At 38.6% G+C, this 14,409-nt stretch carries 11 protein-coding genes; 1 reads left to right on the forward strand and 10 read right to left on the reverse strand.

Features of this window, described 5'->3' with window-relative positions; all coding sequences use genetic code 11:
- Positions 1-37 precede the first annotated feature (37 nt).
- From LQ227_RS16445 to LQ227_RS16485, 9 genes are all read right to left on the reverse strand, one after another.
- Positions 38-1,162 (reverse strand): glycoside hydrolase family 105 protein, encoded by a 1,125-nt coding sequence (locus LQ227_RS16445; protein ID WP_230141614.1) that lies wholly within the window; start codon positions 1,160-1,162, stop codon positions 38-40.
- Positions 1,163-1,182: 20 nt separating this feature from the next.
- Positions 1,183-2,757: a glycoside hydrolase family 28 protein gene (locus LQ227_RS16450; protein ID WP_230149987.1), complete on the reverse strand. Its 1,575-nt coding sequence runs from the start codon at positions 2,755-2,757 to the stop codon at positions 1,183-1,185.
- 7 nt (positions 2,758-2,764) lie between these two features.
- On the reverse strand, positions 2,765-3,916 hold the full coding sequence (locus LQ227_RS16455; protein ID WP_230149988.1) for a glycoside hydrolase family 76 protein: 1,152 nt from the start codon (positions 3,914-3,916) through the stop codon (positions 2,765-2,767).
- Positions 3,917-3,964: 48 nt separating this feature from the next.
- Positions 3,965-5,098 (reverse strand): SusE domain-containing protein, encoded by a 1,134-nt coding sequence (locus tag LQ227_RS16460; RefSeq protein WP_230149990.1) that lies wholly within the window; start codon positions 5,096-5,098, stop codon positions 3,965-3,967.
- A gap of 19 nt (positions 5,099-5,117) precedes the next feature.
- The gene (locus tag LQ227_RS16465; protein ID WP_230149992.1) at positions 5,118-6,926 is read right to left on the reverse strand and encodes a RagB/SusD family nutrient uptake outer membrane protein; all 1,809 of its coding nucleotides are present in this window, start codon (positions 6,924-6,926) and stop codon (positions 5,118-5,120) included.
- Between the two features lie 18 nt (positions 6,927-6,944).
- Complete coding sequence (locus LQ227_RS16470; RefSeq protein ID WP_230149994.1) at positions 6,945-10,250, reverse strand: TonB-dependent receptor; 3,306 nt, start codon at positions 10,248-10,250, stop codon at positions 6,945-6,947.
- 193 nt (positions 10,251-10,443) lie between these two features.
- Positions 10,444-11,580: a FecR family protein gene (locus tag LQ227_RS16475; RefSeq protein ID WP_230149996.1), complete on the reverse strand. Its 1,137-nt coding sequence runs from the start codon at positions 11,578-11,580 to the stop codon at positions 10,444-10,446.
- Between the two features lie 74 nt (positions 11,581-11,654).
- Complete coding sequence (locus LQ227_RS16480) at positions 11,655-12,233, reverse strand: RNA polymerase sigma-70 factor (RefSeq protein ID WP_230149997.1); 579 nt, start codon at positions 12,231-12,233, stop codon at positions 11,655-11,657.
- Positions 12,234-12,346: 113 nt separating this feature from the next.
- Entirely contained in the window at positions 12,347-13,030 is a 684-nt protein-coding gene (locus tag LQ227_RS16485) for a DUF4142 domain-containing protein (RefSeq protein ID WP_230141638.1), read from the reverse strand.
- 167 nt (positions 13,031-13,197) lie between these two features.
- Between LQ227_RS16485 and LQ227_RS16490 the strand changes: the two genes are divergently transcribed.
- On the forward strand, positions 13,198-13,509 hold the full coding sequence (locus tag LQ227_RS16490) for a hypothetical protein (RefSeq protein WP_230141640.1): 312 nt from the start codon (positions 13,198-13,200) through the stop codon (positions 13,507-13,509).
- A gap of 51 nt (positions 13,510-13,560) precedes the next feature.
- Here the strand turns inward: LQ227_RS16490 and LQ227_RS16495 are convergent, their stop codons facing one another.
- Positions 13,561-14,385 (reverse strand): ion transporter, encoded by an 825-nt coding sequence (locus tag LQ227_RS16495; protein WP_230149998.1) that lies wholly within the window; start codon positions 14,383-14,385, stop codon positions 13,561-13,563.
- Between the last annotated feature and the right edge of the window lie 24 nt (positions 14,386-14,409).

The following is a 14,409-nucleotide window of genomic DNA, read 5'->3' on the forward strand; positions in this document are numbered from 1 at the left end:
TCATAATAAAGTTTTTATCGCAATCTCTTCTGTTAAATTATTTGATTAACAAAGCAAAACTACACCATAAAACCGGGGCCTGGCCATGCATATCTCCGGTAATTCTCTGCCTATCTAAATAATATTGCCTGCTGTTTTCCTTATTTGTACCCTGACAAACTTCTCTCACATCCCCATCAGTATTGATGTACTTAGTTAACGCAATCCAGGCTTTGCGTGCCAATGGACCAAATTCTTCTTCATTCAGCCAGCCGTTTTTTACTCCGGTAATAAAGGCAAAGGTAAACATGGCGCTTCCGGAAGTTTCGGGCCAGCTAGCCTGATCATCAACCAACTGTAACCACATTCCTTCTTTGGTTTGATACCGTTTTAAACTTGCCATCATGTTTTGGTAAGCCTTTAATATCTTCGGCCGGTCGGCATTATCTTTGGGCAAAGCACTAAGCAATTCGGTCATTCCTGCCGCCATCCAGCCGTTTCCTCTTCCCCAAAAAAATGGTACATCCGGTGCATGGTAAAACAATCCGTTAGGGCGCTGTATAGAATCGAGGTAAACGGTCATCTGATGCGCTGCACGATCAATATATTTCCGATCGCCTGTTGCGCGATAAGCCTGCGCCTGAATGTTGGTAACCATATACATATCATCAATCCACATCCGGGTTTGCCAAGTTAAACCTTTATCCAAAAGCACTTTATAAGCTTGCTTTGCTTTTGAAGGCATTGTCCACTGCTGATCTGCAAACCATTTTCCCATATCCAAATAAACAGGGTTTTTAAATTGCATGTAAAGTTCTAAAGGAAGGGTTCCAAAAATATTCGGATCAACATGATCTGGCCTGGGCTGAAGATTTTTTTTCTCATACAACAAAGGCCGAAAACGCTGCTCCAGCAAATCTGACAGTAATTTATTACGGGTAAAAGATGCAAACTTTAGTGCGCCATACCAGGCACAAACTTCGGAATAGGTAATCGAGCTTGGTGGGGTCGAAAAACCAAAATTAGTGTGTGGTGTTTCCAGGTAATGTTTACTTAATTTATTTCCTATTTCTAATGGAGAAGTACCATTTGGCCAATTTTTAAAATATTTGTTTTGGGCAAAAGTTTGCGTACAAATTGAAACAGTAACAGTGATTAGAAATATTAGATTAATATTTTTCATTGGTTTAAATTCGTTATGTATTACCGGGCTGATACTTTGATGTCATCAGCAAAAGCAATATCTGTCATTTTTAATTCTTTTAAATTCTGCGCAGGTGAACCCAGAACTGGCATTTGTATGTTTGTGAATGTTAGGCGACTGAAACTATTCACTTCACTTACTCCTTTAATTTTACCCGGAGATTTACCTGCATCTCTAACCAGAATATTTTTAACCATAATGTTCGAAATTGGCGCACTTCCTTTCTTATCGCCATTTTGCATAAAAAATATGGCCCAGGTGCGGTGGTCATCATTTTGATAACTTAATCTCTCGATATCAATGCCATCAAAAACTACGTTTTTAACAAAAGCAGTTCCCCATTTGTGGTGTATTCCAATGCCAACGGCAGCATCGTAAACCACACAATTTTTAAATTTAATGTTCGTTTGTGGCTGCATCACCCCTTGCCCTATTTTAAATCCGTAACAGTAAGTCCAGGAGATGCAATCATCAAAAACAATATTCTTTTGTGCTTTAGGCTTGCCGGGCCATTTTCTGCATAAATCTGTATTCTGATCCCAGGTTTTGGTAGAGAAAGGATCATCAAGCGCAATGCCGATGGCATGTTTAACCAACACATTTTCTGATTCGATTACATCTACACCATCATTTTCGCCCATGTCGAATCTATTAAACAACTTAAAGTTTTGGAGCAGCACGTTTTTAGAACGGGTTGGGATAATTGCCCAGGCACCAGAATTGCGGATGATCAATCCATCAAGTTCAAAATTCTCGGCACCCATAATGGCAAGAATATGGTTCCCGATATTCTGTTGTTCTGTGGCGTACTTTCCATTTCCATCAAGGGTTCCGTTTCCAAACAATCTGATATTTTTGGCGCCCATACTGGTAAAAAACCACCAGGTAATGTTTCTTTTCTGAGATTCTTTTCTAGCATTTATGGTATAATCTTCGGTTTTATCAGAAAAAAGCAGTACTGCGCCTGCTTCCAGATAAATGGCTGTATTGCTCTTAAGTTCGATATTAGCTACCTTATATACTCCCACAGGAATGTAAACTGTTCCATTTTTATATCGAGAAGCATCATTTATTGCGTTTTGTAAAGCTTTGGTGCTTATCGTTTTCCCTGTCGAATCGGCTTTATAAACCTGATCCATTACGTTAAAAATACCCTTCCCTACGGGTTTAGGTCTATTTTTTATTTCTGCATCGGCTGTAATAACCAGTTCTTTATTGTTATTGATTTTTACGATGAGGTAACTACCTTTTCTGATTGAAAAAACAAGTTGTTTCCCTTTGCTTGTTGCTGCAATATTTAATTTTTTAGGACTGATATTAAAACTTACCACATCTTCTTTTAGCAAAGCCACAGTTATAAGCAGTTGTTCTTCATCCATTACAAAGTGCGCATAATCATACTTATCGTTATAGCTTATAACTGGTATATTAACCGCAGCTGATGACAATGTGTATACCATCGATTTTGTATAAATTGATGGCAAAGGATAGGTTGATAACGCATTTGATTTAATGCTGCCTGCAACAAGTGCAAACAACATTAAAAGCATTATATTTAATTTCGATTTATTCAAGATATTTTTATTTAAGAATTCCTGCTCTTTTCAATTCATCAAGGGTTTCGAAAAGCATTACCCCACTTAATTGCACCGAACAATCGCCAACTTTGGTATTTGGTTTAGTGGCCCAGTCTGAACCAAAAATATTCTCAGGCGTTCTTATCGCTTTCGTATATAGGCTTTGTCCATTTTGCTTCAGGTATTTCAGGTATAACTCTTTAGTATAATCATCAACCACGTTTTTTAAAAGTAGTTGTGCCATATAACGGATATAGATACCCTTAAATAATCCGCCATCTCCAGAGTTTTCACCTTTTAAAATCCCATTTGGAGAAAATTTGACAGCATCATTCATTACATAATTGGCATTGCGCACAGCATCGTCCAAATAGCTTTGCTCCTTTGTAATAAGGTATAATTCTAAACCGGCACCAAGCCAGGTGCCTTGATTGTAAGTATAAAGGGCACCCTCACTGGTGTTCCCGTAGGCATCCCAAACCACTCCACGGGCAGGTTCAACTACGTAAGTTTTCATCCAGTTGTAAATCTTTTTTGCCCAAATCAGATCATCGGCTTTTTTATCTAACTGGTACATTCTTGCTGCAATTATTGCCGCTGGAGCATTGGAACAGGCGTTTTTAGAATCAGGAGATCCCGATGCCCACATAATGCCCCCATTTTTAACAGTAGTCCATCCTACCTTAATCCAACCCCAAAGTTGATCTGCAGCCTGCTTATATTCGATATCACCAGTTTCATCATACGCTCTTAAACAGGCTAATGCCCACCATTCCATGTCATCGTAAAAAGTATTTTTAAAGGTATTGCCATTTTTAACATAACATCCATTTAGTAAAGCTTTCATTTTGGTGAGGTACCTGGAATCTTTGGTTCTTTTATAGGCGTCGATATGTACATCTAAAGCATGTGCATTCCACCAATAGTTAAATCCAAGGTGTCCATCATTGTTTTGGTTATAATAATTTTGGGTATTGTTGTAAAATTGAACATCAAGTGCAACTTGTGCATCATCGGCCGCTTTTCCCCAATTAACCACTACCGGCGGAGCAACAGGTTCAGGTGGTGTTACCGAAATTTTATCTTTTTTACAGGCAAAAAAGCACATTGCAATGAGGAGCGCACCAAGTATTTTGTATTTTGAAAATAATTTCATGGTATAAAAAGTTATAACGGTTAACCGCATGGAAAACCGCCGTTAATTTTATTTAAAAGTTACTTTGTGTGTATAATCTGCGGTTGATTGCAACCTAAATTCTATATCGGTTTTTTGTGCTTCTGCAGCAAATTTGTAGGTATAATCGTATTGAGAATTATCGACTTCTTTAAGCAGAAAATAACTCGCCGGACTAGTAGATGTCGCCCTCACATTATCTTTAACAGCAGATCCCCAGTTCTTTATGGTAATATTACCAGCAGCATCTTTTTCGGTCACCCTAAATTTGTAACGCTCATCTTTACCCCAGGGTTCTACTTTCCAGGCAATGGGTACGTCAACTCCTTTCCAAATGCCCGCTGCATCGTAGGTTAAAGTGGCCTGAATTTTATTATAACCCGAAAACCACAAACCTACCGATTGGATTTCTGTAAAGGTTGCTGTTGATTTATTGAAATCTAAATTAATACGGTAAGTGGTTTTGGTAGTAGCCGGACTACTTACTTCAGTACCCTGTTTAATTATACCTGCATCAATTACAAAGTTTAGGGGCGTTCCAGTCGTTTTATCAACCATTTTATATGTTCCTGCATTAAGGGAAGTATAAAGTTCGAATACACCATCTGAAAGTTTCTTGAAAGATTGAGCCTTGAGTAAGTCAGCGCCTCCCTCAGTTGCTGAACCCGTTATAAAAACGGCTGCAGGGTTTTCTGCAAAGCCAGCCGGACGCTTAAGCTCGAGTATCCCGGAGCCAGAAGTTGCTGTAATAACACCATTTGAAGCGATAACCTGCCATTTCACCTTACCACTGCCGAGTTCGGTGATACCAGCCGCAGCAGCAATTTTGTTCATTTCCTTATGAGATAGCGACAATTTATTATCGATACCGACCTTAGCAGGAATCCCGGTGTAAACGGGTTTTGAAAAATCGCCATTTTCTTTGTCGAAAATAACTTTATAAAATGGCAAGGTATAATTTCCTGTTGTTGCAGGGTTCCATTCAAACGTAACTACTGCATTGCTTGATGGACTTAGATTTACCAAAGTATTATTTGATGGGGCACTAAGTGTTGGCTGGGATATGGTTGTGGTTACATTATCTATCCGATCCTTTTTACAAGAGAATAAGAATAACAGGCAAAGCATGCCCACAGCATATTTATTTTTAAATATTCTTTTCATAACTTTCTTTTAGAAGCTGTTACCAGCCGGGGTTACCTACAAGGTTTTTATCTTTGTTCAATTCTGACTGAGTGATGTTCCACAGGTAGTTTTTCTTTAAGAAAACCCTATTCTCGAACACTACCCTCTTTTGAAAATCGGCTGAAGTGGTCGCATTGATATCCATTCCATAAAAAGGCCCGCCATCGGTCTGATCGGCTATTTTCCATCTACGGGTATCGAAATATCTAAAACTCTCGAATGCAAGTTCTACCCTTCTTTCTTTACGTATGGCTTCGCGCCAGGCGGCCTGATTTGTAGGTTCGGGTACCTGATTAGCCGCAGAACCATATTGCGGAATTCCTGCACGCTCCCTGATCAGGTTAATGTACTTTTTAATATCGGCGTTTCCTGGTGCATATTCGTTCAGTGCCTCTGCATAATTGAGGTAAATTTCACCCAATCTGAAAATGATTTCTGCCCTGTCTGCAATTTGATCGGGCCCTACTTTACTGTTTGGATTAACCATTTTACGAACAACATAACCTGTTCTAGACCAGTTTCGACCTGTGTATTGCCCACTATTTCCACCTTTATACAGTTGAATCGTTATTGGAGAAGATCCGGTTCCACTGTTGTTGTTACTGGCGTTATTGATCCATTTGCTCAGATTGAAAGTAATGTTCACATAAAAACGCGGTTCCCTGTTCACATACATATTTGAGGTACCGGCTGCATAATAGTTATTCGCAGTGGAAGTAGTTCCAACTTCGGTATAACCTGAGGCGGGATCATCTATCGATCTTCCGTTAGCTGTAAAAAATGCATCAACGGCTTGTTGTGTAGCTCCCCACGATGACCAACCGCCAAGAATATAAGGCGAACCGTTTTTATCAATGGAATACAGTTTATCATCTACCAAACGGCACAGGATAACTTCAGAATTCCAATCTTTTAACCAAAGATTTTTAAGCGATTCATAAGGCTTTATATTCCCATTTGCATCCAGCTCTTTGTACAAGCTATAATCGGGCATATCTATCAATTCTTTAGCTGCATCGGCAGCTCTTTTCCATTTGTTTACATCAATTGTTTGATTGATTAGCACCTTTCCATCTAGATTTTTAAAACCAGCATAATCAGTATTTCCATTGTACAAAGGACTTGCCGCATACAGCAATGTGCGCGATTTAACAGCAAGCGCCATTCCTTTTTTCCACCTTCCAAACTCGCGTGTATTGCCTTGCGAAGCTGGTAAATCAGCAATAGCCTTATCTAGTTCAGAAACGATAAAATTAACGCATTCATCGTAGCTATTTCTTGGAAAACTAAAATCATCTATAGAAGCGTCTGGTGGAATAGGCAGATCTGGCAATATGATTACAGGCCCGTATTGAGCTATAAGACAAGCATAAAAATACGCTCTTAATGCCCTTGCTTCTGCGACATATTGTTTGATTAACTGTGGTTCGATTTCGGGATTCTCTGGCACACGTTGCATAAAATAAGACGCCCTGCGGATTCCCTGATAATAATAGCCCCAATAATTATAATCGCCACGGTTTTTATCCCAGTTACCCAAATTCATCGAATAAGTTGGGTAATCGTTATAGGTTACATCAGCCTCATCAGATAAACCTTCCCATGGAGTCCCTAGATTCCAATCGCTATTTGACCGGATATAGGTATAAACTCCGGCCAGATATTTTTCCGATTCGATTTTCTTTTTGAAAACATCGTCAATGGTCTGTTTGTCATCAGGAACCTGATCGAGGAACTTTTTACAGGCAGTTAAAGAGCAGATCAACACTAAAATGAGCGCTGCTTTAAAAAAAATATTTCTTTTCATATCCTAAGGATTTTAAAATTAAAAAGTAGCACTTACACCTAAACTGTAAGTTTTAATATTGGGATAGGAAGTTCCTGAACTTCGAGCTCCGGAACCTGTACCCCCTCCTAACTCTGGATCCCAGTATTTAAATGGGCTTATGGTGAAGAGGTTGTAGCCTATGAAATAAAGTCTGAGCCTTTGCAAACCCATAAATGCAATCGTTTCCTTTTTAAAGGTATAGCCGAAATCAAGGGTTTTAAGTCTTAGAAAACGTCCATTGATTAAAAAATGACTATTTGTATTATAGTTTTGGTTGATATCGGCACCGTACGAAAGACGCGGATAAAAAGCATTTTGCCTTGGGTTTTGGGGAGTCCATCGATCTAAAACATTGGCATATAAACTTCCTTTCGCCGAACCGTTTCTAAAAGGCATAAACTCATTAGCGAAATAGAAATCAACTGATCCTGTCCCTTGAAAAAATGCACCTAATGAAAAACCTTTATAGCCAAATGTTCCACCAAAACCATATAAAATCTGCGGTACCTGATCTTTACCAATGAAAGTTATATCATCGGCGTTGATGATACCATCCCCACTTAAATCTCTAAATTTTAAATCTCCTGCTTGCACTACGCCAGTTGTTCGGGCTATGGCAGGATTATCTATTTCTGCTTGTGTATAAAATCCATCAGCAATATACCCGCTTCTTGTAAAAACAGACTGGCCTCTCGATTCCTGCCATGGAAAGGCCGGAGCAGGAGAATCATCTTCGATCACTTTATTTTTATTATAGGTGAACGTACCTTGCAGAGACATTGAAAAAGCACCGAAATTTTTATCAAAATTCCCTGTAAAATCAATTCCTTTTGCCTCTGTTTTGCCTAAATTCCCCAAGAGGTTATTTCTAACACCTACAAAATCAGGAACACCCTTTCTTACCGTAAAAATATTCTCCCGTTTGCGGCTAAACACATCAAATTGGAGACTCAGCGCATTGTTCCAGGTTTTAAGCTCTAAGCCCAGGTTTAAATCTTTTTCAGTTTCCCAGGTGGCATCAACAGGGTAATCAGCAATATCTATCCCTTGAAGCACATTATCTCCTCTAACCTGACCATATTGATATGCACCGTTTGTATTACCTACAGTTCCGATATAAGAAAAACGCCTTCCACCAATGTTACTGCTGCCTACCGTTCCATACGAAGCTCTTAATTTTATTAACTGGAAAATCTGGTTAGCATTACCATAAAACTTTTCGTTAGAAACTACCCATCCAACAGCATAAGAAGGAAAGAAACCATAACGTTTATCAGGTGCAAAATTTTCGGCGCCGTTATATCCAAAAGTAACTTCGGCTAAATAACGGTCATCATAAGAATAAGTGGCACGCCCAACTCCACCTAAACTCCGGTAAGGGATAGAGCCTATTAAATCTCCAGCTGTTGCACTTACCTTATCACTTTGGTAGTACAAGGCAAGTCCGCCCAACTTATGTTTCCCAAAAGTACGGGCATAGTTTATAGCGCCTTCTAAATAAAACTGGCGACTCCCTCCGTTTGATCTTGAAAAGGAAAGATAATCCTGACCAGGGTTAATGCTGCTGTAAACCAGGTTACCGGCAGCATCTCTTGATGTAGCGTAGTAAGTTGTCGGCGTCTTTCCCCTGGTAAGCGTATTGGTGTTGGTTGCATCAAATGAGTATAGCAAATGCGACGACAAGCCTTTGACCAGGCTGCCCAAATCTTGCGTAACCCTGATATCAGACATGATCTGGTTTTCATAAGTTGTAGAATAGCCCCTGTTGGTAAGCAATCCGTAAGAACTATATAAACCACCACCTGTAGATAAAAAGGGCTCTCTATTATCCGGATACATTACCGGATACAAAATTGGATATGTTCTTAGCGAATTCGCAAAAATATCACTCGTACCGGTGCCAGGATAATTTCCGTTAGATATCCAGCCTTTAATCCCTAAATCAATCGTGGTACTTTTCGTTGCTTTTAACGTTAGAGCTGAACTGAAATTCACCCTCGAATATTTAATAGAAGAGTTATATTGCTGTAATCCATCGGTTTTAAATAAACCTGTTTCATCATAATAACCTGCAGAAACATAATAGGTAGATTTTTCGCCACCACCTCTGATGCTTAAGTTTGCTTTGCGGTTGTGGCCAAAATCATTAAAAATTTCGTTAAACCAGTTTACATTTGGATATAAATAAGGATCTGCCTGTGTAAACGTTTTATTGATGAGGTCTTCAGAATAAATGGGATTTCCACCCCTGGTGGTATTGGCCTCATTAGCCATTTGCATATAGGTTACACCATCTGCTGTTTCAGGTACACGTGTAAACTGGGTAAGCCCCTGGTAGTAATCTAAATTAATATCGGTACGTCCGGCTTTACCTCTTTTGGTGGTAATTAAAATTACACCGTTTGCACCTCTAACGCCATAAACTGAAGTAGAAGATGCATCTTTCAAAATAGAGAAGCTCTCTATATCATTTGGATCGATGTTACTAAAAGCCCTTTCTACCCCATCGACCAAAATTAAAGGTGTGTTATTGCCCGTTGTGATTACGCCCCTGATCCATAAATCGGCCCCATCTCTACCTGGTTCCCCACTTCTTTGAATACCTACCAAACCCGAAACACGGCCTGCCAAAACCGTAGAAATATTAGCTACAGGCTGTTTTAACGATTCTACATCTAAAGTAGCCTGGGCACCCAAGGTTTCAATCTTTCTCTGTTTTTGCCCGAACGCCACAACCACAACCTCATTTAGAGAATTGTTTACAGGCTTTAAGATAATGGTTAAATTTGTTCTTTTCTCGATCGGCACTTCCTGTGGATCGTAACCGATAAAACTGATGAGCAAGGCTGCATCTTCCGGTGCTTTAATGGTAAATTCTCCATTCGGATTGGTTGCAACAGTTAATGTTCCGCCTTTAATTTTTACCGTTGCACCCGGAATGGCCTGGTTGGTTTCATCAAGTACCCTACCTTTTATGATAATTTCATCTTTTTGGGCAGATGGATTTGTCTTTCTTTTACGCAATACGATTGTTTTCTGTTCGATTACATAAGTAAAGGGCTGTCCTTCAAAACATTTCTCCAAAACACTTAAAAAAGGTTCGTTTATGGCCGTTAAGGTAATGGGATGGGCCGATTTAATCAGCGCATCTTCGTAATAAAAATTGTAATTGCTCTGCAAACGCAAGGCCTTTAAAACTTTATCGATAGATGCATTATTTACGCTTAAATTGATGTTTTGAGCATGGGTACTGGCATTGAGCTGTACCACAAAAGCAAACATTAAAATCAATATAAATTTCATGCGGATGAGAAATTTAAATGACATGAGGGGTTGCCCACAGCATGTAGTTGTGTTAAAAAATTTATACATTTGGTTAGTAAGTTAAATGTAACTTGTGTCGAAATAGGTTTATTTGATTTGCATTTTGGCTTGTCCAATCGACCTGAAGTGGCTCAAAACACTTCGGGTCATTTTTAAGCCGGATGGGTAGCTGTTATTTCATAACAATGATCCTCCTTCCTACAATTTTAAATTTTACCGAGCCGGTTAGTTCCATTGTTTTCAGTACATCGGTAACTTTTCCAAATTTGGAAATCGTTCCGCTATAATATTGTTTTCTAAAATCACCCTCATAATCCACCTCAACATCGTACCACCTCGAAATCTGGTGCATGATTGTATGTAAATCGTTATGATTGAATAAGAAAAGGCCGTTTTTCCAGGCGATACTTTCAGTAGCATCTGTCATTGTTCGGAGTTCTAAAACCCGCGATTGATTAGCATTGATTACCTGCTCTCCAGGTTTCATCATTTTACTTTCAGCACCTTTACTCACCAATACCTTTCCTTCTAATAAAGTGGTTTTGGTTTCTGTTTCATCGGGATAAGCATTGATATTGAAATGCGTACCCAAGACCTGCACATCTTGTGTTTGGGTGTGTACCACAAAAGGCATTTCCTTATTTTTAGCGACTTCGAAATAAGCTTCGCCAGCCAGTTCTACATTTCTTTTGTTGCCATTAAATATTACAGGGTATTTTAAAGATGACGATGCATTTAACCAAACATTTGATCCATCGGGCAAAATAACCTTGTACTGGCTGCCGCGAGGGGTTTCTATCGTATTAAAAGCATTTAAATTAGCCGCAGTTTCTTTAACATCAAGCACCTCGTAAACCAGTTCTCCTTTTGCAGTTTTTTTTATGCGGATTCCGGCAAGGCTATCTAAAAGCAAAGTTGATGTATTTTTATCTAGCGTAATCTTACGGCCATCGGCCAAGGTTAAAATGGCTTTATCCGTACCTGGCAAAATCTTTTCTGCCGGGTTCGCTATTTTCGCAGTAAATTCTTTCTTTGGGCGAATCGTAAAATAAATTGCGATTGATGCCACAATGACCAATACTGCCGCTGCAGCAATCATCTTTTTAAATAATGGAAATACTTTGGGTTGCTTCTCTTTTGGCAGGTTGGCTGCTATCGCCGCTAAATCATCAGCTATTTCATTTTCTGTTAAAGGAACGGCATCAGTATGATAATCCAGATAAGAACTTTCTACCAAAGCTTTTTCTTCTTCAGTACATTCTCCAGCCAGGTATCTTTTTAGTAAATCTTTAATTTGGTTATTTTGCATGGTTTAACAGCATTAATTTCTTATGCTCATTAAACTATAGACGGGCGACTAAACCTTATGGGGTAGAAAAAAAATTATTTTTCGAATAAAAAAACCAAAACGAATAAAACGCTCAATTTAGGACGCATAATTTTAAGTGCATTCTGAATTTGTTTCCTTACTGTTTGCTCTGAAATACCCAGTTCGACAGCAATTTCTTTATGGCTTAAATGTTCTTTCCTACTAAGTTCGAAAACCTGACGCATTTTTTCGGGCAAGGCGGCAATTTCTTGTTCGATAAACTGCATCAATTGTTTATGCCTGATTAAATGATCGGTTAAATCATTTGTGCCCTGTGTGTAGTTTTCAAGATAGGCTGCATATCCCAAAGATACATTTTGATGTGCAATATGATCTAAAATCCTGTTTCTGAGCGCTGTATATAAGTATGCTGATGGAACCGTTTTTATGATAATTTCTTGTCGTTTTACCCAAAGTGTAGTAAATAAATCCTGCACTAAATCTCTCGACAACTCTCTATCACCTACCTTTTTGTAGGCATGAGTAAATAATAACCTGCTGTACTTACCATAAATCTCTGTATATGCGGCATGATCATCCTGTTGTAAACGGGCGAACAGTTCTACATCTGCATCATGGCTTATTGAGGACATATATTTGGTTAGGACTAAACAAATATATTAAATATTTAAAATTATCAAATTAATATAAATCGATTTAGAAGAATATAAAAGCAAGTTTAACCCCACTAAATAACTTAAAGCTATTATTTAGCCAGGGCTTGAATATGTTTTAAATGTTTTTTCAATACAGGTAAATATTTATTGGCATATGCCTTAACATCATTATCGGTAGATTTCGATGCTTTCTCAAATAGTGCAACTGCATTTTGATGATCAACAACCATCATCTCTACATAAGCTTTATCAAATGAAGCCCCGTTTAAATTATTTAATTTTTCAATCGCATTGGTCACCTCAGCTTCAGTAGCACCATTAGCGTTTTTTTTCGCTAGTCCGGTATTACCTGCCTCGCCTTCCGCATTTTTGGTTCGCGAGGTGTCTTTCATGTTTTCAGGTGATGAATCTACCCTGCCATCTGGTCGTAGTTCACCTTTTGGCCTACTCATTGGCAAATTTACTTTCTTAAGTTTCGCCAACGATCTCAATTCTTCATTGGCCTTAGTGTGATCATCAACCATCATCTGGCCAAATGCCTTTATCTTTTGATCTGTTGCTTTCTCTGCCGCAAGTTTCCCGGTCGATACCTCTTTCATTCCGGCAATAGCCGCCTGTTGCAAAAATTGCGCGGTGGTTAAACTATCTTGTTGATTAATGTATTCAAATGATCTTGCATAATGCCAGTCAGCTTTTGCAACCGCATTAAATGAAGTAGCTGAAATAATCATTCCCACTACTGCTATTTTCCTGGTATTGAAATGGTTTTTCATGGTTAAGTAATTAAGGTAATGCATAAATAAAACCCCGTTAACATTTAAAAAGTTTGAGCAAATCATATCCATCTGTTAAAAACTTTACAACATCAGTGGTTTAAGATTTTAAATTTTCTATAAACTTAATCTGATCTATATCTGTTCTACTATAAAAGACTTTTACTATGGAAAATCTAGAAAACAATCAACCAGAAGAAGAAATTCAGAATATCGAACAGTTCCAGATCAACCGTTCGGAAGGAAATGCAGCCGATGGTCACCTCACGCCTGAGCCGTCCGAAGACAATGAATATACAGATGATGAAGTGCAATATGCTGATGGCGAAGGCACACAATTAAATGAAGAAATTGAAGGTCCGGAAGACGAAGAAGATGAGGATGACGAAACAGAAACGGATGACTATAACGAATCGGATATAGAAGAGCTGGATAAAGATCCGAATGCATACGATGATGAAGACAGCGAAATGTTATAAGCCAATTTATTCCGTTATAAAAGATGCCAGGTTAACCATTATCTGGCATTTTTATTTATACAAAGAAGAGCCACAATATTTGCAAAACAAGGCATCGTTATCATGCCCTTCCCTACTACAACTCGGACAAGATTCGGGTAATTCTTTTTTCTGTCTGGCCGCAACAGCAATATCATGGGTAATGATCCCTGTAGGCACAGCAATAATGGCATAACCAATCAACATCACTACAGAGGCCACAAATTTACCCAGTGGCGTAATGGGCGAAATATCGCCATAACCAACAGTTGTGATGGTTACAATGGCCCAATAAATACTTTCGGGGATATTCGAAAATCCATTTTCGCGCTTTTCTACCAAATACATAATAGAACCAAGAATTACAGTGATGGTTAAAACGGTTAACAGGAATATGCTGATTTTCCTCACACTGTTTTTCAGTGCCTGGGTTAAAAAATTAATCTCTGTTAAAAAATGCCCAAGTTTGAATATCCTGAAAACACGAAGTAGCCTTAGTGCCCTAAAAACCAGTAAAGATTGTGCGCCAATAAAAAAGATACTCAAATAAGAAGGTAACAATGCAATCAGATCGATAATACCTAATGGACTGACCACATAACTGATCGGTTTTCTGATACTCACCAATCTCAAAATGTATTCGACTGTGAAAAGTGCAGCGAAAATCCATTCCATAATATTAAACAGTTTGCCGTATTGCTGATGGATACCAATAACGCTATCTAGCATAACCACAATGATACTCGAAAATATGGCAATCAATAAACCAACATCAAATGCTTTACCTGCAGGTGTATTCGATTCGTAAATAACTTCATGAAGCTTAAAACGCCAATCATTAGGTGGATCTGATGCCATGGAAATGGTTTAAATTTCATTAAA

Origin of the sequence: Pedobacter sp. Bi27, from assembly GCF_918698255.1 — a bacterium.
In the GTDB taxonomy this organism is placed as follows: Bacteria; Bacteroidota; Bacteroidia; order Sphingobacteriales; family Sphingobacteriaceae; genus Pedobacter.

Coding starts and splice junctions, on each gene's coding strand:
- LQ227_RS16460 (WP_230149990.1), bottom strand. CDS start 5,098: ATGAAAAGAATATTTAAAAATAAATATGCTGTGGGCATGCTTTGCCTG.
- LQ227_RS16490 (WP_230141640.1), top strand. CDS start 13,198: ATGGAAAATCTAGAAAACAATCAACCAGAAGAAGAAATTCAGAATATC.
- LQ227_RS16470 (WP_230149994.1), bottom strand. CDS start 10,250: ATGAAATTTATATTGATTTTAATGTTTGCTTTTGTGGTACAGCTCAAT.
- LQ227_RS16445 (WP_230141614.1), bottom strand. CDS start 1,162: ATGAAAAATATTAATCTAATATTTCTAATCACTGTTACTGTTTCAATT.
- LQ227_RS16475 (WP_230149996.1), bottom strand. CDS start 11,580: ATGCAAAATAACCAAATTAAAGATTTACTAAAAAGATACCTGGCTGGA.
- LQ227_RS16455 (WP_230149988.1), bottom strand. CDS start 3,916: ATGAAATTATTTTCAAAATACAAAATACTTGGTGCGCTCCTCATTGCA.
- LQ227_RS16495 (WP_230149998.1), bottom strand. CDS start 14,385: ATGGCATCAGATCCACCTAATGATTGGCGTTTTAAGCTTCATGAAGTT.
- LQ227_RS16480 (WP_230149997.1), bottom strand. CDS start 12,233: ATGTCCTCAATAAGCCATGATGCAGATGTAGAACTGTTCGCCCGTTTA.
- LQ227_RS16485 (WP_230141638.1), bottom strand. CDS start 13,030: ATGAAAAACCATTTCAATACCAGGAAAATAGCAGTAGTGGGAATGATT.
- LQ227_RS16465 (WP_230149992.1), bottom strand. CDS start 6,926: ATGAAAAGAAATATTTTTTTTAAAGCAGCGCTCATTTTAGTGTTGATC.